Source organism: Clostridium sp. HGF2 (assembly GCF_964240115.1).
Taxonomy (GTDB): Bacteria; Bacillota_I; Bacilli_A; order Erysipelotrichales; family Erysipelotrichaceae; genus Clostridium_AQ; species Clostridium_AQ innocuum.
This window is the reverse complement of the sequence record NZ_CAXSSO010000006.1, coordinates 150,938-169,350: the sequence shown is the minus strand read 5'-3', so window position 1 is coordinate 169,350 and position 18,413 is coordinate 150,938. Positions and strand designations below refer to the sequence as shown.

Annotated in this window: 17 protein-coding genes, 1 pseudogene and 1 other annotated feature; of the genes and pseudogenes, 14 read left to right on the top strand and 4 right to left on the bottom strand. The window is 42.1% G+C overall.

The window, feature by feature from the left end:
- Nucleotides 1-126 precede the first annotated feature (126 nt).
- The 3 genes and pseudogenes from ACESPQ_RS12050 to ACESPQ_RS12040 form a co-directional block, all read right to left on the bottom strand.
- Nucleotides 127-366, bottom strand: coding sequence for a hypothetical protein (locus tag ACESPQ_RS12050; protein WP_008818263.1), 240 nt, complete (start codon nucleotides 364-366; stop codon nucleotides 127-129).
- A gap of 14 nt (nucleotides 367-380) precedes the next feature.
- Nucleotides 381-1,634: a hypothetical protein gene (locus ACESPQ_RS12045; protein WP_373144403.1), complete on the bottom strand. Its 1,254-nt coding sequence runs from the start codon at nucleotides 1,632-1,634 to the stop codon at nucleotides 381-383.
- 469 nt (nucleotides 1,635-2,103) lie between these two features.
- Nucleotides 2,104-3,096 (bottom strand): annotated as a pseudogene (locus ACESPQ_RS12040) (Rpn family recombination-promoting nuclease/putative transposase).
- A 458-nt stretch (nucleotides 3,097-3,554) separates the two neighbouring features.
- Nucleotides 3,555-3,762 (top strand) — a binding site (T-box leader).
- A 34-nt stretch (nucleotides 3,763-3,796) separates the two neighbouring features.
- Between ACESPQ_RS12040 and metG the strand changes: the two are divergent.
- From metG to ACESPQ_RS12025, 3 genes are all read left to right on the top strand, one after another.
- Nucleotides 3,797-5,770: a methionine--tRNA ligase gene (metG, locus tag ACESPQ_RS12035; protein WP_373144402.1), complete on the top strand. Its 1,974-nt coding sequence runs from the start codon at nucleotides 3,797-3,799 to the stop codon at nucleotides 5,768-5,770.
- A complete protein-coding gene (locus ACESPQ_RS12030; RefSeq protein ID WP_009588146.1) occupies nucleotides 5,771-5,962 on the top strand; it encodes a hypothetical protein in 192 nt (63 codons plus the stop codon).
- Nucleotides 5,963-6,553: 591 nt separating this feature from the next.
- Nucleotides 6,554-7,060 carry a DUF6088 family protein gene (locus ACESPQ_RS12025; RefSeq protein ID WP_373144401.1) on the top strand — a complete coding sequence of 169 codons (507 nt, stop codon included), beginning with the start codon at nucleotides 6,554-6,556 and terminating at the stop codon, nucleotides 7,058-7,060.
- Nucleotides 7,061-7,188: 128 nt separating this feature from the next.
- Here the strand turns inward: ACESPQ_RS12025 and ACESPQ_RS12020 are convergent, their stop codons facing one another.
- Nucleotides 7,189-7,725: a flavodoxin family protein gene (locus ACESPQ_RS12020; RefSeq protein ID WP_109770577.1), complete on the bottom strand. Its 537-nt coding sequence runs from the start codon at nucleotides 7,723-7,725 to the stop codon at nucleotides 7,189-7,191.
- 288 nt (nucleotides 7,726-8,013) lie between these two features.
- Between ACESPQ_RS12020 and ACESPQ_RS12015 the strand changes: the two genes are divergently transcribed.
- From ACESPQ_RS12015 to ACESPQ_RS11965, 11 genes are all read left to right on the top strand, one after another.
- On the top strand, nucleotides 8,014-8,325 hold the full coding sequence (locus tag ACESPQ_RS12015) for a hypothetical protein (RefSeq protein WP_109770578.1): 312 nt from the start codon (nucleotides 8,014-8,016) through the stop codon (nucleotides 8,323-8,325).
- A gap of 616 nt (nucleotides 8,326-8,941) precedes the next feature.
- A complete protein-coding gene (locus tag ACESPQ_RS12010) occupies nucleotides 8,942-10,516 on the top strand; it encodes an alpha-glucoside-specific PTS transporter subunit IIBC (protein ID WP_109770579.1) in 1,575 nt (524 codons plus the stop codon).
- 56 nt (nucleotides 10,517-10,572) lie between these two features.
- The gene (locus ACESPQ_RS12005; protein ID WP_373144400.1) at nucleotides 10,573-11,898 is read left to right on the top strand and encodes a 6-phospho-alpha-glucosidase; all 1,326 of its coding nucleotides are present in this window, start codon (nucleotides 10,573-10,575) and stop codon (nucleotides 11,896-11,898) included.
- Nucleotides 11,899-12,067: 169 nt separating this feature from the next.
- Nucleotides 12,068-12,844 (top strand): MurR/RpiR family transcriptional regulator, encoded by a 777-nt coding sequence (locus ACESPQ_RS12000; RefSeq protein ID WP_118002446.1) that lies wholly within the window; start codon nucleotides 12,068-12,070, stop codon nucleotides 12,842-12,844.
- 83 nt (nucleotides 12,845-12,927) lie between these two features.
- Nucleotides 12,928-13,473, top strand: coding sequence for a MerR family transcriptional regulator (locus tag ACESPQ_RS11995; RefSeq protein WP_373144399.1), 546 nt, complete (start codon nucleotides 12,928-12,930; stop codon nucleotides 13,471-13,473).
- Entirely contained in the window at nucleotides 13,473-13,613 is a 141-nt protein-coding gene (locus ACESPQ_RS11990; protein WP_373144398.1) for a MerR family DNA-binding transcriptional regulator, read from the top strand. Before ACESPQ_RS11995 ends, ACESPQ_RS11990 begins: the two co-directional genes overlap by 1 nt.
- Nucleotides 13,583-14,002, top strand: coding sequence for a MerR family transcriptional regulator (locus ACESPQ_RS11985; RefSeq protein WP_373144397.1), 420 nt, complete (start codon nucleotides 13,583-13,585; stop codon nucleotides 14,000-14,002). The genes ACESPQ_RS11990 and ACESPQ_RS11985 overlap by 31 nt, the downstream gene beginning before the upstream one ends.
- Before the next feature lie 199 nt (nucleotides 14,003-14,201).
- Nucleotides 14,202-15,266 (top strand): immunity protein Imm33 domain-containing protein, encoded by a 1,065-nt coding sequence (locus tag ACESPQ_RS11980; RefSeq protein WP_257270993.1) that lies wholly within the window; start codon nucleotides 14,202-14,204, stop codon nucleotides 15,264-15,266.
- A 257-nt stretch (nucleotides 15,267-15,523) separates the two neighbouring features.
- Nucleotides 15,524-15,898, top strand: a complete 375-nt coding sequence (locus ACESPQ_RS11975; RefSeq protein ID WP_002607015.1) for a GntR family transcriptional regulator — start codon at nucleotides 15,524-15,526, stop codon at nucleotides 15,896-15,898.
- Nucleotides 15,891-16,784 (top strand): ABC transporter ATP-binding protein, encoded by an 894-nt coding sequence (locus ACESPQ_RS11970; protein ID WP_002607016.1) that lies wholly within the window; start codon nucleotides 15,891-15,893, stop codon nucleotides 16,782-16,784. Before ACESPQ_RS11975 ends, ACESPQ_RS11970 begins: the two co-directional genes overlap by 8 nt.
- Entirely contained in the window at nucleotides 16,744-18,261 is a 1,518-nt protein-coding gene (locus tag ACESPQ_RS11965; RefSeq protein WP_002607017.1) for a hypothetical protein, read from the top strand. Before ACESPQ_RS11970 ends, ACESPQ_RS11965 begins: the two co-directional genes overlap by 41 nt.
- Nucleotides 18,262-18,413 lie beyond the last annotated feature (152 nt).

The following is an 18,413-nucleotide window of genomic DNA, read 5'->3' as shown; positions in this document are numbered from 1 at the left end:
ATAGCTACATCTGATTTCCTGTCATAGAGAAAAAGAAAACCTTTCTACAGGTGTAAGGACACGGGCAATGAAGTTCTTCACAGCGGTGTTGATATCCAGTAGAAAGGCTTTTTTCTATACAGGTGCTTATTCCAGAGAGCCTGACGTATTTGCTTTATGCTTCAGGTACAGCTGCTTTAGCTCCTTCTGATAAAACAGCAGAAGGAAGATGAGGGCCGCAAGACCTCCCCTGAGGAGATAAAGCAGGGCGGTTTTATTGTCATTGTAAAAGATAAACAGTACGGCTCCGCAGGTCATTTGATAGCCTGTTAGGATGAGGGATGCAATCATAAGCGCAATGCTTCCATACCTTATATATGCTTTCATATCGGTTCTCCTATCTAACCTGCCAGTATCGGCGAGTCACTGATTTCTTTATCGAAGGTAAAATTGATGCCGTCCTTTGATTTATAGCGTCCCTTGACAAGAGCATTATTCTTTATATAATCGCCGTCTGTACCCTGAGCGACGATCATATAGGTTATTCCCTTCTCCTGATAAACATATTCCATCTGAACGAATGGCTTGAAGCTGCTGCCCAATATCTCCACCTCATGAGCAGGGATTGTCAGTGTGGTATACGTATTTCCATCATCCTTTGTATAGTATACAAGCGGATTTCCCTGTTCATCCGTTCCGGCGCCGATGTAGGCAGTTTCATCGGAAAGAAAGATAATGTCTCTTTTCTCATTCAATACTTTATCAGACAGCTGCTTCCAGGTTTTTAAATCGCTGCTTTTAAACGTGCTGTAATACTCATGACCGAGTGAACGATCTGTCGCCAGTGTGATATAGCAGCTGTTTTCCGTTTTTGACAGATAAAGCGTATCTCCGCGATAGGTTCTTGAAATAATTCTGCTTTTTTCCCATGTCTTTCCCATATCTTCACTGTATTGCAGGTAGCTACCGGTTTCGTCATAGCAGACAAAGGCAGTAAAGTCCCTGCTTACAATATATCCATGTGCGGGAAGCAGTTCATTGTAGGTACTGTTATTTGTACCTGCGATATCCTCATAGGGTACCGGAACCTCGGTAAAGCTTTTCCCTGCATCATAGGTGACATACAGCTGATTTTGAGAGAATGCATAGGTTTCCTTCCTGTCAGCCATCGCGTAATGCGTGGTTGGCGGTTTGCGCAGGGAAGGGTCTGTCTGGATTTGATACTGTACCGGTGACATTTTGTTTTTTACAGTATATCCATTCAATGTTTTCTCAAGCTGTAATACAACCTGCGCCACATACCAGCCGTTCTCCTGCAAGGCGGCGGTATAGTAGGATGTGACATAAGGGTTATCGCTTGCGGGCCTGAATTCATAATCGAGCTGTACAAAGCCCTCTTCCTTATTTAAGACTTCAATGGTTTTTACTCTTTTATCCCTGATGCGGAATTCAAAGGGGACAAAAGGTCCTTCATATTGCTTGAAAAACTCATCAAACCATTGCTCGGTGACTTCCTTTACGTCCGTGTTTTCCGTTTGTATGCTGCTGCCGATAATCGCTGTGGGATTGTATTGATTCCAGATACCGTACAGTACCATAGCGGATACCCCGCAGGCCATCAGCAGACACAGCAGCGCCAGTCCGATTTTCTTCATGCTATGCACTTCCTTTTTTCATAGTATAGCACAGGTTGACAGTGATAGATACATGAAATATGATATGGCAAAATGCTATGATTTCCGGTTTCTTGAAAATCATACACCTTTGTTGATGTATGCCCTTTTTGATGGCACACCCGTCGGGTATACAGCCATATCCGTTATTTATCAATAAGTGGAAAAGCAGTATGTTTTTCCTACGGTGATTTCCCAAACGGACAAACCTTGCAAACGGCTTTCTCTTTTTATAGAGACATGTCGCCCTGAGCGATGTTTTCGGCTATGCCGAATTGTTACTGTTCACCAGGGAATAAGGAATCAATCATTTTTGTGTTTTACCCTTTTTCCAATCTGTTTTCACAGATATAGAAGATTTCAGCATGTTTCAAGGCGTTATTTCGTATACAGCAGCAATGAAAAAAACTGTTTTCGTTCATAAAACAGTTTTTTTGTTGTTTCATATGTATTATTTTTTAACTTCAAGCTGATTCTTCAGTTCTTGTAAGGTATCACAGGTAAACAACAGATTGGATACAACATTGAGCTGTTCCATTGTCAAAGGACAAAGCCATGTTGAGCAGTCTTCATGGTACTTGCTTTCCATTTGTCGATTCAACAGTAATCTTATACCTTCTCTTTGTCCTTCTTCAATGCCTTGTTTTCGTCCTTCTTCTCGTCCTTGCTCAACACCCTCTTCAAAACTGTCCAAAATAGCTGTTTTTTCACGCTGTTCCTGTATCTGCGTTGCCATCGCTATCGACCAGAGGTCTTCCGCATCATGAAATTTCCTGTACTTTTCCACTAGGTGCCCTTTGGGCATAACCTTCTTCACCAGCCTTTCCTCTGTTTTTAGTATACCATCTTCATCATTGTTTTTAAACAGGTACCCGAAGGGCAGAACCTAACACAATTGTTCAAAGTCATTTAGCTTCTCAAATCCCTTGTGCTTAACGATTGCATTTATCTCCGGCAGATAGATGTAAATCCTCCTCATTAAGCTTCGCTTACTTTCCACTTCACCTTCCTTATTTCTCATCTGATAGGCATCAATCAATTTCCTGGTGTGTTCTGCGTAGGAATCGAGAAAGATGATTTGATAAACAGGAAGAAGCTCGTAATATTTTTCTCCGTTATCAAGCTGATTCGATAACATTCTGGCGCCGTACAGTTCAAAGCGCTTCAACTCTGATTTCTTTGAATAGGTGGTCTGCATTTCGATTCCGTATTCTCTTCCTTTGCTGTCCTTCACACGGATGTCAAATACCATTTTTTTCTTTTTGAGAATAACAGGATCCAGATTGGGATTTAAAACGGTGCTTTCCTTAGGATGGATCCCTGTCACTCGTTCAATAATGGTGTTACGGATAAAAGCCGCGTCTTCATCCTCTGTCCCAAGAGCGAACTTAAAGAAAATATCGTTGTCATAATTAAGTCGTTCTTCCACCTCCTCTTTTTTCATATCTTTGTTTCCTAATATATCTTTTGTAAGCATAGCATTCACTTCCTTTCGTATGCAGTCTTATGCCTTACACTACTACATACGTAATGAAATGGCGAAATTCCTAAAAAAAAGGAGAAATTTCTTTATATATTTAACAAATTTTTTCAAGCGACGTTATCGTCTATGAAAGAACATCTATTCAATACTTTTAACAGGCTGCTACATAAGGATTATAGCGGTATCTCTCTGTCTTGATTGAGGTTCGGTGTGAAACAGGAGAAAACACGTTACATAATTCAATAAATAACAAAGGTAATGAAAGAGATAAAAACGGTTTCACGTATTGAACTAATATCTCCTTTTCCCTGTATCACGGACAAGATGGATTTTCTGCACTGTGCAGTATAGATAACTGAAATCCTTTATTTTATGTATTTTTCCTTGTCTTTGCGGGAAGAATTCTATATAATGATACTGCAAAGGTAATGACAGGAAGAGTAGCTTTTATCCAAGGCGAAGAGAGAGAATGGCTGGTGTAAATTCTCATGAGGAAAAAGCGAACATGGCCCTGGAACCGTTTTTCTGAATAATTAGGAAGAACCGCAGGCCGGCGTTAACGGCAAATGAGGTGTACGTGTATGCGTGCATGAATAAAGGTGGTAACACGAAGCTTTCGTCCTTTGGCGGGGGCTTTTTCTTATATAAGGAGGATATGAATATGTGTAAGGAATGTAAGAACAAAAAACCATACTACATCACAACCGCGATTACCTATACATCGGGAAGACCGCATATCGGTAATACGTATGAAATCATACTGACAGATGCGATCGCAAGATACAAGCGCCAGCAGGGCTACGATGTATTTTTCCAGACAGGTACGGATGAGCATGGACAGAAAATCGAGGAAAAGGCAAAGGAAGCCGGTGTAACGCCGAAGGAATTTGTCGACAAAGTTGCCGGAATTGTGCGCAAAAACTTTGATATGATGAACACATCCTACGATTACTTTGTTCGTACGACGGATGACTATCACGAAAAGCAGGTCCAGAAGATCTTTAAGAAGCTGTATGAACAGGGCGATATTTACAAGAGCACCTATGAGGGCTTATATTGTACGCCGTGTGAATCCTTCTGGACGGAAAGTCAGCTGATTGACGGAAAATGTCCGGATTGCGGGCGTCCTGTGGAAAAAGCAAGTGAGGAAGCATACTTCTTCAATCTTCAGAAATATGCATCGCGTCTGATCAAGCATATTGAAGACCATCCGGAATTTATTCAGCCGGAATCCAGAAAGAATGAGATGATCAACAACTTCCTGAAGCCGGGTCTGCAGGATCTGTGTGTATCCCGTACATCCTTTAAATGGGGGATTCCTGTTGATTTTGACCCGGGACATGTTGTCTATGTCTGGATTGATGCCCTAAGCAACTATATTACATCACTGGGCTTTGACGCTGATGGAAACCATGGGGATCTGTATAGGAAATACTGGCCTGCGGATGTACATATCATCGGTAAGGACATTCTGCGCTTCCATACGATTTACTGGCCAATTATGCTGATGGCACTCGGTGAGCAGCTACCAAAGCAGGTGTTCGGTCATCCATGGCTGCTGGTTGGAGATGGAAAGATGTCCAAATCCAAAGGAAACGCCATCTATGCGGATGAGCTTGTGCATTACTTCGGTGTGGATGCCGTGCGGTATTTCGTACTGCATGAAATGCCGTTTGCACAGGATGGAACGATTACCTGGGATCTGGTTGTGGAGCGTATAAACTCTGATCTGGCCAATGTTCTTGGAAATCTTGTCAACCGTACCATTTCCATGCAGAATAAATACTTCAACGGGGTGATTTCCAATCCGCTGGAGCAGGAGGATATCGACAAGGAGCTGATTGCTCTTGCTCTGGATACACCAAAGCGTGTGGAAAAGAAAATGGAAACCCTGCATGTCGGAGAAGCGATTGATGAAATCTTTACCCTGCTGAAGCGCTGCAACAAGTATATTGATGAAACAACGCCATGGGTGCTTGGCAAGGATGAAGCGAAGAAGGATCGTCTGGCAACTGTTCTGTATAACCTGTTGGAATGTATCCGTTTCTCCGCCGTACTGCTGAGCAGCTATATGCCGGAAACCGCTGATAAAATTCTTGAGGAGCTGAGCACATCCGAGCGTGATGCAGACAGCCTGAAGGAGTTTGGAATGCTGGAATGCGGGCATACAGTGGAAGGAAAGCCGGAAATTCTGTTTGCACGAATTGATGCGAAGGAGTTTATGGAAACACTGGAAGCAGACCGCAAGAAGGAAGAAAAAGCCGCAAAGAAGGCGGATAAAAAAGAAGCGAAGAAAGAAGATGCACCTGTTGAACAAATCGGAATCGAGAATTTTACAAAGGTGGAGCTGAAGGTTGGAACGATTATCTCTGCCGAAAAGCATCCAAAGGCGGACAGGTTATTGGTGGAACAGATTGATCTGGGTGAGGAAACCCGCCAGATTGTCAGTGGTATTGCCGCAAGCTTTTCACCAGAGGATGTTGTCGGAAAGAAGGTCATTGTTGTGACCAATCTGAAGCCGGTCAAGCTGCGTGGTGTAGAGAGTCAGGGCATGATTCTGTGTGCCAGCAATGCGGATGATCTGGATATTGTAACGATTGTTAAGGATCTGCCAAACGGAACGAAGGTGAGCTAATTGCAAACAAAAACGGTACTGCCTGCATTACTGACAGCTATATTCGTATGTCTGATTTCCTGTTTCTTTATCTATTATGGTATCGACAGTGATCAGATCGTGTTGTCGGTGATCGGCGGGGCATTGCTGATTGTTGGGATTTTACGTCTGGTATTGTTTACGAAAGCATATCGTGAGCAAAAAGAGAAATAAGAAAGTATGAAGAAGGATTCCATTTCTGTCATAAGAGATGGGGTCTTTTTTTGTATGCGTACATATGGAGACCGGGATTTTTTTACCGTGATGGAATGGTATTTCTTTCAGAGGGTATGGAATTGCATATCGCTTTGCCGGATTACTGTGAAATGGAGGATGTGTATTTCACTTATAGCTGTCATAAGCAACAGGAATAGCTAAAGCACAAGTCACTTTAATGAAATACCGCAAAATACATTAACGAAAAAGCACAAAGTACATTAATGAATTATCACAAAAGGCCGAAAATATCCTAATTTTAAAAAATCCTCTTTTCTCAAAAGAAGAACTTTTTTGTGTATTATCCGTATAGATAAATTAGACTTGACATACTTAGGAACAACATATCGAAATTTTTAATTTCTTTAATTTCCACTTTTTTCGATAACTCAATACTTAACTCGAAAAATGATGGACAGTCATTCACAGGTTTGAATTGATAATATCTGCATAATGTTCAAAGATATCATTTTTATACAATACCTATTGTAATTTTGTTACTAAAAGCATGTTTGTAACAAGGAGTGATGTGTTGTGGGAGAAAATCTTATGATGAAAATGGAAGAACGGATGAAAAACTCCCCCAAAGGCACTATTTTCACAAACAGTGATTTCTATGATATAAGCAATTCGGATGCAGTTAAAATACCTCTTCACAGACTATACAGCAGTAATAAAATATACCGGCTTATCAGTGGATATTATACTATCCCATACTACAGTAATGTTTTACATGAATATGGATATCCTTCGGCAAATGCTATGGCAGAAAAGCTTGCTGAGAAGTATGCATGGAATATTTGTCCGTCTGGAGTGGTATCCTTCAAAAAGAAGTTTTATCCATGTAATTGGGCACGATATGATTTAGTATTACAAGGCGACTGCAAACTGGTACCGAAGGAAAATGCTATCGCATATATTGGAAAGGATTATAAGGCGATGAGCAATATGATTTATGGTGAATCCATACCCTGTGAAACAATGATGAAAAGGATACAGCAATTCGAGGAGCAATTAAATAAAACGGTGCTAGATCAAATAAAGATGCAAGGCTAATTCATTGTAATCGTTCTTTAAATGTTTCGTTAATCTCTACTTACATATTTATTTTGATGTTGCATAATTCAAAACATCATATAAAAAAGGGTAACCCATTTTTATATGGTGTTCACCCTTTTAAATCTTTATAAGCTGCGTCCCAGCTCGTACGCCTCTTTCGGATAATCAGATTGCTCAATATCCTCTCTGACATACATTCCCAATGCATATACACTGCCGATGCATGTCCACCGCATATAGCGGAAAGCATCTTCAAAGTGGTGCTTTAATGCATCAAATGTCCAGTCCTCCGTATCGCCGCAGGTAGCTAATACGATGGTTTTTTTCTGCTGTTCCCGTAATGCAGTATTGTTCGCATAGAAGCGGTCGAATACGGCTTTGATCTGTGCACTCATTCCAAAATAATACAATGGTGTTACAAATACAACCAGCTCTGCATCCTCAAGCATTGGATTCAGCTTTTCCATTCCATCCTTAAACACGCATCCGTTACCAGTCTTACGGCATGTATCACAGGCAATGCATGGATGGACATCTTCTCTGGCAGCATGAAACACATGGATTTCATGTCCTTTTTCCTGTGCTCCCCGTATAAACTCATCCATCAGTAGTGCAGAAGTGCCTTTCACATGCGGACTTCCGTTGATAACAAGTATGTTCATAATCTGTGCTCCTTTTCCTCTTTATTATGTATGATACCACTTCATGTCCCGAAAGTAAATCGGTCAAAGAATACCCAAATTGGATATTCATCAAAAGATTGTATCTGATCATCCTATGTAACCATTATTGAAACAACAGATATTGTTATATAATGAATATATCGATATAATATAATAACAGTAATTAAACAGATTTCTGCAGTTAAGATGAGTTAAAAAACAAAATAAGAATATGGAATGCAAAGCATTTAATGCAGAGTTTATGAAAACGAAAACGAGGAGAAAAACATGAAAATCATCACGGTATGTGGGAGTTTGAAATTCAGGGACGAGATTATGAAAATCACAGAGGAAATGACATTGCAGGGAAATTGTATGTTAAGTATTGTATATCCGACAAATTCAGATATAGCTGTGTATACAAGAGAAGAAAGGGAGCTGCTTGGTAACATGCATAAGGAAAGGATACGTATCTCCGATGCAATCCTTGTTGTGGATAATGATCATTACATAGGAAGCAGCACACAAGGTGAAATTGAATTCGCAAGAGCTTTAGGAAAAGAAATCATATACTATACGGATATTGTAGGTACGATGTAGTGATTATTTGTTTCTGAAATTTTATTTTTCACAGATTTGTATTTTGCAGGAGGATAGCAAGCAGACAGTCTCTTCATCTTATCCGAAGTGAAATGACATAAGAAACCACATGTTTCGTAAACGTTAAGAAAAAGCATGACAAAACTGTAAGGGAAGGGTAAGGAAATCGTATGGTATGGATAAGTATTCTACGATATACTGTTATTAACAAAAGGAGGCTGAATGCATGACACAAAAAACGATGTCCGTTCTGCTTGCCACTGCCTTTCTGGTTGGTGTTGGATACAAGGCGATGCGCCACGTATTTCCAAAAAGCAGATAATCAGTATACGAATACATAGGGAATCTATGAAAAACCGCAGAAATCATCTGCGGTTTTTCATATACCTGTGTGATATGAAAATCGCTGTAAACATCAATAGCTGCCGGTGCCACTCCATAACCGTCTGACCCATAAACGATTCTCTGGGAAATTTCCTGTAAAAAGGGAAAAATTCCTACTTCTGCCACCTTGGAACGAAACGAACCGGATTGCTTGTGGATGGTAAGCCTTTTACGATACAATAGCGGTGTTAATGAAAACCTTTACATGTAATTGGGAGAATTGGAGGATGTTATGAAACAGAAGATTCAAAAATTTGGAGGGGCCATGTTTACACCGGTGCTGCTGTTTGCCTTTGCCGGAATCATGGTCGGTCTTGCGACGACCTGTATGAATCCGCAGATCATGGGGGATCTGGCGAATCCGGAGTCTATATGGTACAAATTCTGGGCAATGATCAGTGCCGGTGCGAATACGGTATTCAATCAGCTGCCAGTACTGTTCGCTGTTTCCCTGCCGATTGCGCTTGCGAAAAAGCAGAATGCCAGAGCGTGCATGGAAACCTTTGTGATCTATATCACGTTCAACTACTTTGTCAGTGAATTTTTAAACCAGTTCGGTTCTTCACTGGGCTTTGACTTTGCCGCGGAGGTGGGAGGTACCAGTGGACTTGCCATGATCGCCGGTATCAAAACGCTGGATACCGGAATGATTGGAGCTATCCTGATTGCGGGTATTGCCATTTATCTGCACAATAAATTTTATGACAAGGAGCTTCCGGATTATCTCGGTGTCTTCAAGGGGTCTGCCTTTGTTGTCATGATCGGCTTCTTCGTCATGATTCCTGTCGCAATCCTCATTGCACTTGTATGGCCGCATGTTCAATCCGCTTTATTGGGTCTGCAGGGCTTCTTCAAGGCGAGTGGTGCTGCCGGTCTGTTCACATATAATCTGTTACAGAAGCTGCTGCTGCCATTCGGTGTTCATCACTTTATCTATGCACCGGTTCTGTTTGATAACGTCATTGTGGATGGTGGTACGATATCCTACTGGGCACAGCATCTGCCGGATTTCGTCAACTCCTCCAAGCCGCTGATTGAGCTGTATCCACTTGGCGGCTTCTCCAACGGAGAGCTTGCGAAAATCTTTGGTGTCATCGGTGTTGCCCTTGCCTTCTATAAAACGGCACATCCTGAAAAACGGAAGATGGTTGTCGCACTGATGGTGCCAGCTTGTCTGACCGCGATGATGACCGGGATTACTGAGCCGCTGGAATTCACCTTCCTGTTTGTGGCGCCTGTGCTGTACGTTGTCTATTCAGTACTGTCCGCACTGCTTGCGGTGGTCATGCTGCTGTTCGGGGTCATAGGAAACTTCGGTCAGGGTATTCCCAACATCATCTTCCTGAATCTGATACCACTGTTTAAAAATCATGAAATGATGTATGTCTGGATGCTTGTCATCGGTATTGCCTTTACCGCAATTTACTACTTTGTATTCAAATTCATGATTCTGAAATTCAATTATGCAACACCGGGAAGGGAAGCGGTGGATGAAGATACCAAGCTGCTGACAAAGGATGAGTACAAGGCATTAAAGGATGAGAAACAAAGCTTTGGCAGTGACCGTTTTGATGTGAAAGGCATTATAGCTGCCCTTGGCGGTGGAGATAACATTCTGGAAATCAGCAACTGTGCGACACGCCTGCGTCTGCTTGTTAAGGATGAAAAGGCGGTACAGAGCCTGGAAGAGTTTAAGAAATACGGGGCAATCAGCCTTGTGAAAAACGGCACCTCCATTCAGGTCATCATCGGTCTGGATGTACCAAAGGTAAGAGAACAGGCAGAGCTTCTGCTTGGAAGAGAATAACGAGTATAGTTTATTACGACAGCCCTTAACAAAGGCTGATAAAGGAGGATACTGATATGAAGAAATTTTCAATACTGATTGCAGGAGGAGGAAGCACCTATACACCGGGCATCGTTTTGATGCTGCTGAGCCATCTGGACCGCTTTCCACTTCGTTCAATCAAGTTCTATGACAATGATGCAGAGCGTCAGAAAATTGTTGCGGATGCATGCGAGGTCCTGATTCGTGAGCGGAATCCGGAGATCAGCTTTCTGGCAACTATCGATCCGGAAACAGCCTTTACGGATGTAGACTTCGTCATGGCACATATTCGTGCGGGAAAATATGCCATGCGGGAGCTGGATGAGAAAATACCGATGAAATATAATGTCGTCGGACAGGAAACCTGTGGACCTGGAGGAATTGCTTACGGTATGCGTTCCATCGGTGCGATGCTGGAGCTGGTTGACTATATGGAGAAATATTCACCGCAGGCATGGATGCTGAACTATTCCAATCCTGCTGCAATCGTAGCGGAGGCGACAAGAAAGCTGCGCCCGGATTCTCGTATTCTCAATATCTGTGATATGCCAATCGGCATTGAACGTCATATGGCGGAAATCCTGCATCTGGATTCCAGAAAGGATATGGACATCTCCTATTACGGACTGAACCATTTCGGATGGTGGACGAGTATTAAGGATCATGCGGGAAATGATCTGATGCCTGCGTTAAAGGAACATATCAAAGAAAAGGGATACTGTGTGGAAGCACAGATGTATCAGCACACGGATGACAGCTGGACGGATACCTTCCAAAAGGCAAGGGATGTCTATGCACTGGATCCGGATACCCTGCCGAACACCTACCTGAAATATTACTTCTATCCGGATTATGTAGTGGAACATACCGATCCTGCCTATACCCGTGCCAATCAGGTCATGGACGGTCGTGAGAAATTTGTATTCGGAGAATGCCGCAAGATCGCAGAGGCACAGAGCAGTGAGGGAGCGGATCTGCATATTGATGAGCATGCATCCTATATTGTCGATCTGGCATGTGCACTGGCATACAATACGAAGGAAAAAATGCTGCTGATTGTGGAAAACAACGGTGCTGTACAAAACTTTGACCCGACTGCAATGGTTGAGGTGCCTTGTCTGGTGGGAAGCGATGGACCGCAGGCGCTGTGCATCGGGGATATTCCACGGTTCCAGAAGGGATTGATGGAACAGCAGGTCGCTGTGGAAAAGCTGGTTGTGGAAGCATGGGCGGAACAGAGCTATCAGAAGCTGTGGCAGGCACTGACGCTGAGCCGCATGGTACCAAGTGCAAGCGTCGCAAAAGCGATTCTGGATGATCTGATCGAGGCGAATAAGGATTACTGGCCGGAATTAAAATAAGAATCTGAAACTTATGTTATAGATTATAGAAGAGAACACCCGTGGTTGCATACGCTTATGCATACGGGTGTTTTTTGCTGTAACTGCGTGGGAATGCTGTGATCTTTTTCAGAATTGCTGGTTTATGATGGAATTCATGATATAATCGTAGAGAATGAGGTGAAGGATCATGAAACTTGCAGAGCTAGTCAATCAGCATTATAAGGAGCTGTCCTCCAATGACCTGTACATTTGGGACTATATACAGGCGCATCGAAAGGAATGTCAGAATCTGTCTATCGTTGAGCTTGCACAGCGCTGCCATGTTTCCAAAACGACGATCCTGCGCTTTGCCCAGAAGCTGTCGCTGAAGGGATACAGTGAATTGAAGGTATATCTGAGCTGGGAAAACCGGCCATCCGGGGATATGGTGATTGATGAGCATCTGATTGAGCATGTATGTGATACAAGCAAATATGCCATTGATGAGCTGCGGGAGCGTGATTTCACGGATATCTGTGAAATGCTGTATCACTCCGGACGCATATTCGTATATGGAACAGGAGCCTTGCAGGATTCTGTGGCAAGGGAGCTGCAGCGTATGTTTTTATATTGCGGAGAATTTGTCTATGTTCTATCCGGTGAAAAGGAAACGGAAATGGTTCTGCCCTTCTTGAACCGTGATGATGTTGTGATTCTGATTTCCCTGCGCGGAGAAGGGGAGCTGATCAATGAGTTTGCTTCTCAGCTTCGTCTAAGAAGCATCAAAACGATATCCATGACGCGACTGAAAAATAATGAGCTCGCTCATAAATGCACGAAAAGCATCTATATCACAACCTCACAGGTGATGATTGGCAATCATATACTTCATGAGGCGGCAAATCTGTATTTTGTATTGGCAGAGCTGTTGTTTCTGCGCTATTCCCAATATAAACAGAAGCAGGATGGTATAGGAATACGATAACCGCAAACATGGCGGTTTTTTCTTTGAAAACTCTTGCGGGTGACGCAGGGGAATAGCCTACAATAGGGGAAGAGGTGAAGAATATGTATCAGATTCATGAGGTGTGCGAACGCTGTCATTTAAGCAGAAAAGCGATTCGTCTGTATGAGGAAAAAGGACTCCTGCATCCGGAAAGGATACAGGGAAATCGAATGTATAATAAAGAAGATGTAGTGCGGCTGCAATGTATCAGCTATTATCGTGGACTTGGGTTTTCTCTGGAACAGATTCAGCAGCTGTTGCATGGCAGCAGTGAAAAATGTTTGAAGGAGCTGCTTATGACACATAAAAAGCAGCTGAATCAAAAGCTGGAGGAAAAGCAGGAACAGCTGAGGGCTGTAAACAATGTTATACATGCGATCCGGCAGCATGAGGAATTTGATATCACTGCAGCGGTATCGGATGAACAGCATGACGATGATTGTATGGAGGGGATGCTGATCTGGAAGTGGAATTCCATCTATCAGATTTATAACTATCGATGCAGCAGAAAGACCTATCAGCATGCGGTTATTTCCACACGGCTGTTTTGTGCGATTCTTGTAATTGTACTGGTGTTTGCATGGCTGGAGAAGGGAGGAATTCTGTAATGATTACCATACGTGAGCTTGCGGATTCCTGCAATATCAGTGTACGGACACTACAGTATTATGATCAGATTGATCTTTTGAAGCCCAGCGGTTATCAGGGCGCATTCGTGTGTATGATGAAGCAGCAAAGAAAAAACTGAAATGTATCCTTGCATGGAAGGTACTGGGCCTAAGTCTAGAGGAAATCACAAAGCTTCAGCAGGGAGTCATGGATCGGGAACAGCTGTTGATTCTGCTGGAACAGAAAAAGGAACAGCTTATGATATCCAAGGATGCTTTACTTAAAAATCAGATGCAGGTGGATGACATATTGTTTCATATCCGGCAGTCTAAGGAGTGGAATCCCGGCGACTATACGGAAATTTTATCACTGCAAACTACAGATCATCCGTATTCACTGACAACACATCTGGTTGCGCTGCTGCGTAATATGACGCTGCTCAAGGTGATCATTTTGATATTTTACATATTGGATGCCCTCTGTATTGCTGCACTTATCGCAGAATGTGCAACCCTTCTATTCCCATAGGGCAATAAATCATAATTCAGATGCTTTGATAGAAAGATATGGAAAGCGGCAATGGGCTTATTCATATTCAAATTCAGAACGATTTCGTATTCATGCAGAGGCTAAGCTGAATACGAAGATAATCTTATACATCCGTCGTTTCCCTACCGGGTAAACTGTTGTATAATAGTGATATTGATCATACAAGGAGACGAAGGATATGTCACAGAAAAAAATTACCTATATCAAGCTGCTGCATCAGCTGGAAAAAAAGATGAAGACCAAACGCCTTGAGGGCAAGGTCGCTATACAAAGAAAAGAATTTGAAATTCTGTTGTCCGGAATACCTTCAATTTTAAACGGATACGATCTGGTAACGCTTGAGGTAGGTGAAAACATCAACCGTGAGGCATTGCGAAAGCATCTGAAGGAACAGTTTGAAATCACCGATAAAGAGAGTGCAATCAGGGCAATCAAAGCCTTTTTGAATGATAATGTGCAATGGCAGTACGAGCAGTTTCTGGGCTTCTGGAGGGATGAGCCTCAGTTCGATTTGGAAGAGCTGGATGAAAAAGCAAGGCTGTTCTTTGAGGGCTGCAAAACCTTTGCGAAGCAGTTTTACCCGTTCCTGAAGGAACAGGGCTTTGCCGGCTTTGATTATGGAGAATGTGTCCGCATGATACGGGAATGCTATGCAGTGGACATTCTGGATCGGGAAACGGCGGACATGATGCTGCAGGATATCGGAACCCGTGCATTCCGGCAGTTTGACAGCTGGGAGGAATATGCGCTCAGTTATCTGTGCGGAGGGTGTTATTTCATGTTCCGCAGCTCCGGGATGAACAACGATTATGGAAGTATGATGTTTCAAAATGAGCTGCAGGCGATTGAAAAGCTGTTTTTTGAAAATCGTACCAATGTATGGAACCGCTATTCCTGGCTGGAGGGAAAGAAGTATTTCCCGGGCATTAAAGAAGGGAAAAAGCTGATTGACAGCACGTTGGGCTGCTTTGTGACGGATCGTGTCAGCATAGATCAGGATGCCATCTGTTATATGGTACGCGAGGAGCCCTCCAAAGACAATCCGGACAGCGGCTGGAGAATCTTCGCCGGAGATGAAACACAGGAGTATATTGATGATATTGAACATACGCAGGTTTTCGCTTTAAATACCATATGCAATTATGATCCTGAAATCATCCCGTTTCTTGACGAGCCGATTGGTACGGTGATTGTGCGCAATCGGGAAGGAAAGCTTGAAAAAGAGGAAAAGCAGAATAAATAACAGCTGTTTTTATGGAAATTCACACTCTGTTTACTGTATATCCGCTATACAGCTTATACCGAACGTAAGGTTTGGACATGATCTGAATTCAGATTGTCCGGACCTTTTTCTTCATATTCATTTGGTCCTATGGTAACCGGTATAGTCATAAATAGTTTGAGAAAACAGATATCCGATATAGTTGTTATTGACAGAATACGAATACCATGATAGTGTATTGCTGTAGTTAGTACACTAATACACTGGAGGTGCAATTGATGTTTGTAATTGACACGCAAAGCAAACTTCCGATATTTGAACAGCTGAAAAAGCAAATACTGGAGTTTATCACAATTGGTATTCTGTCACCAAACGACAAACTTCCCTCTGTCCGTGCCATGGCTTCACAGATTGGTGTAAACCCCAACACGGTTGCCAAAGCCTATCAGGAGCTGGAGGAGCATGGATATATTTATTCGGAGAAAGGAAAGGGATGCTTTGTGGCAGACAATGAATCCGATAAGCTGATACAGGAAGAAAAGCTGAAGGACTTTAAGGGAACAGTTCTTGATATGAAGCAGCATCATATCGAAAAGGAAGCGCTCTATAAAGTGGTGGATTCCGTATATGAGGAGGGAAAGGATCATGCTTAAAATCAGGTCACTGACAAAGAAATTTAAAGAAAAGACCGTGCTGATGGATGTAAACCTGGATATTCACAGCGGCAGTGTTTTTGGTCTGATCGGTCCCAATGGTTCAGGTAAATCCACACTTCTGAAAATCATGGCCGGTATTATGAAGCCGGATCTGGGATGTATCTGTATTGATGATGAAAGGGTATTTGATAATCCCAAAGTGAAACGTGATATTCTGTTGATCAGTGATGATCCGTTTTATTTCTTTAATGCCACGTTAAAGGATATGAAGGAATTTTACCGTGTATGGTATCCAAATCTCAATGATGAAATCTACGAGAAATATCGTGCTATCTTTAAGCTGGATGAAAATAAGACACTGAAGAATTTCTCCAAGGGTATGAAGCGTCAGTCCTTTATCGTTCTGGCACTTGCAATTTCACCAAAATATCTGTTTCTTGACGAGGCATTTGACGGTCTGGATCCGGTGATGCGGCTGACCTTTAAACGGGCAATCAGTAAAATGATCGAGGAAAAGGAAATGACTGTAATCATATCCAGTCATAATCTGCGTGAGCTGGAGGATATTTGCGATACATTCGGTATCTTGGAGGATAATACGATTCGAACTGCCGGCTATGTGGATGAAACGAAGGAAAATATCCACAAGATTCAGCTTGCGTTTAAAGAAGAAAAACGTGAAGATGATTTTAAGGCACTGGATTTGCTGTCGATGCATGTGCAGTCGCGTGTAGTGAATCTGGTTGTTAAGGGAGATATTGAAAAAATTAAAAATTATTTGAATACGATGGACCCTCTGATGATGGAAGTGCTGAATGTCAATCTGGAGGAGGTCTTCATCTATGAAATGGAAAAGAAGGGGTATGGTGTTTATGATGAATGATTTTAAGGCCTATCTGCGCTATTATGTAAACAGCAATAAACGGCTGTTGATACTGGTTTTTATCATTCTGTTTCTGATAATGCCATTCTTTACCTTTAATTATATGGGACTGCCGCGCGACCCGTATTCACTGGATACCTTCTATATGGGCTTCATTGCTCTGGGAGCGGCAACCTGTGCTGGAGGCTGTATCCTGTCATATTTGTTACCAATATATAATTTTCGCTATTTGTATAAGAAAAGAAGTCATGAGATGTACTTCTCTTTACCGATACAAAGAAAGCATCTGTTTCTATACAACTATATCAGCGGGCTGCTTGTCGTACTGGTCCCGTTGCTGATGAACTATCTTCTGGGCTACTTTATAATGCTGGGGCTCGGATATCGGGAGAGACCGCTCTATATGCTGATACCGTTAATCTTCTTTCTCGGTTTATCCATCCTGCTTTTGATTCAGTATTCCATTTTCACCTTTTTAAGCGTGAAATGCAACAATCTGATTGACAGTATTCTTGTCAACGGTGCTTACGTTGTCATGCCGTTTATTGTCATGCTTTCCGCGACGATTTTCTTTAGTAATCAGATAACGACAATTCTTGGAGATATCGGCGCATCACCAAGTGAATTTATCAATATGGGAATGATCCAGATGCTGCTTTCCATGCCGAGCACAATTTATGCCTTTCTATTTAATATGATAGCTTCCATGGCGTCGGAAATGCATAGAATTGATACTCTGATAAACGCATTTAACTGGCTGTACTTTCTATATTGGGGAGTCATCGGTGTGCTATGCTTCTGGTTTGGCTGGAAATCCTTTGTGGATAGAAAGCCTGAGGATGCAGAGCAGCGAACTGTTACCTTATTCGGATACCCGGTGATTATCACGGTTATCACCTTCTGTATGGTTTTATTCGTCATGAATATCAATGGCGGTGTCGTTGTTCCCAGCCTGATTATACTGGTTGCATATTTTTGTATGATATTCTTCTCCAATCGAAAGATACAGATAAAAAAGCTTCACGTAATCGTATTTGCATTGCTTTATATCGGAACTTTCGGCTTTAGCTATATGTATACGCAGACAAAAGGGCTGGGGATGGTAAAGGAATTTCCATCGCTGACAGATATGAAGCGTGTAAATATTGATGTGAATTCATCTTCTATTGAAAATGATTCCGCTATGCAGTTCTATGATGCGAAGAATAAAGAATATTATGATGGATATGGTACTTCTGTTCAGGATGAGGAATCCATGAAAGATCTGCTGGATGTGCAAAAGGAAGTCAGTACTAGGAGTGTGAAGGAGTACTTTTATGATAATGCGTTTTATATCAGCATTTCCTATATCAAGCAGGATAACTTTCAGGTTTCTCGAAACTATACACTAAAAATGAATAAAAAGAATAAGGACTATCTACAAAAGCTGATGGAAGAGCTGAAGCATACGGAAAAATTCTCTGTTATGCAGCATTGAGAAATGAGCTGAAAGTAAGAAAATCTTTCTTGTTGTTCATAGAAAGTATGAAGAAAAAAAGTCATTCTTTTACCACAAAAGGAAGGCTTTGCTGTTGGATGAAAGGGGTTCTATTGCATAATAGAGTACACAATTCGCAAGGGGATTGCGAT

Bases quoted from the DNA above. Each gene is read 5' to 3' on its own strand.
- ACESPQ_RS12050 (WP_008818263.1), bottom strand. From the start codon at position 366: ATGAAAGCATATATAAGGTATGGAAGCATTGCGCTTATGATTGCATCC.
- ACESPQ_RS12045 (WP_373144403.1), bottom strand. From the start codon at position 1,634: ATGAAGAAAATCGGACTGGCGCTGCTGTGTCTGCTGATGGCCTGCGGG.
- metG (WP_373144402.1), top strand. From the start codon at position 3,797: ATGTGTAAGGAATGTAAGAACAAAAAACCATACTACATCACAACCGCG.
- ACESPQ_RS12025 (WP_373144401.1), top strand. From the start codon at position 6,554: ATGATGAAAATGGAAGAACGGATGAAAAACTCCCCCAAAGGCACTATT.
- ACESPQ_RS12020 (WP_109770577.1), bottom strand. From the start codon at position 7,725: ATGAACATACTTGTTATCAACGGAAGTCCGCATGTGAAAGGCACTTCT.
- ACESPQ_RS12015 (WP_109770578.1), top strand. From the start codon at position 8,014: ATGAAAATCATCACGGTATGTGGGAGTTTGAAATTCAGGGACGAGATT.
- ACESPQ_RS12010 (WP_109770579.1), top strand. From the start codon at position 8,942: ATGAAACAGAAGATTCAAAAATTTGGAGGGGCCATGTTTACACCGGTG.
- ACESPQ_RS12005 (WP_373144400.1), top strand. From the start codon at position 10,573: ATGAAGAAATTTTCAATACTGATTGCAGGAGGAGGAAGCACCTATACA.
- ACESPQ_RS12000 (WP_118002446.1), top strand. From the start codon at position 12,068: ATGAAACTTGCAGAGCTAGTCAATCAGCATTATAAGGAGCTGTCCTCC.
- ACESPQ_RS11995 (WP_373144399.1), top strand. From the start codon at position 12,928: ATGTATCAGATTCATGAGGTGTGCGAACGCTGTCATTTAAGCAGAAAA.
- ACESPQ_RS11990 (WP_373144398.1), top strand. From the start codon at position 13,473: ATGATTACCATACGTGAGCTTGCGGATTCCTGCAATATCAGTGTACGG.
- ACESPQ_RS11980 (WP_257270993.1), top strand. From the start codon at position 14,202: ATGTCACAGAAAAAAATTACCTATATCAAGCTGCTGCATCAGCTGGAA.
- ACESPQ_RS11975 (WP_002607015.1), top strand. From the start codon at position 15,524: ATGTTTGTAATTGACACGCAAAGCAAACTTCCGATATTTGAACAGCTG.
- ACESPQ_RS11970 (WP_002607016.1), top strand. From the start codon at position 15,891: ATGCTTAAAATCAGGTCACTGACAAAGAAATTTAAAGAAAAGACCGTG.
- ACESPQ_RS11965 (WP_002607017.1), top strand. From the start codon at position 16,744: ATGAAATGGAAAAGAAGGGGTATGGTGTTTATGATGAATGATTTTAAG.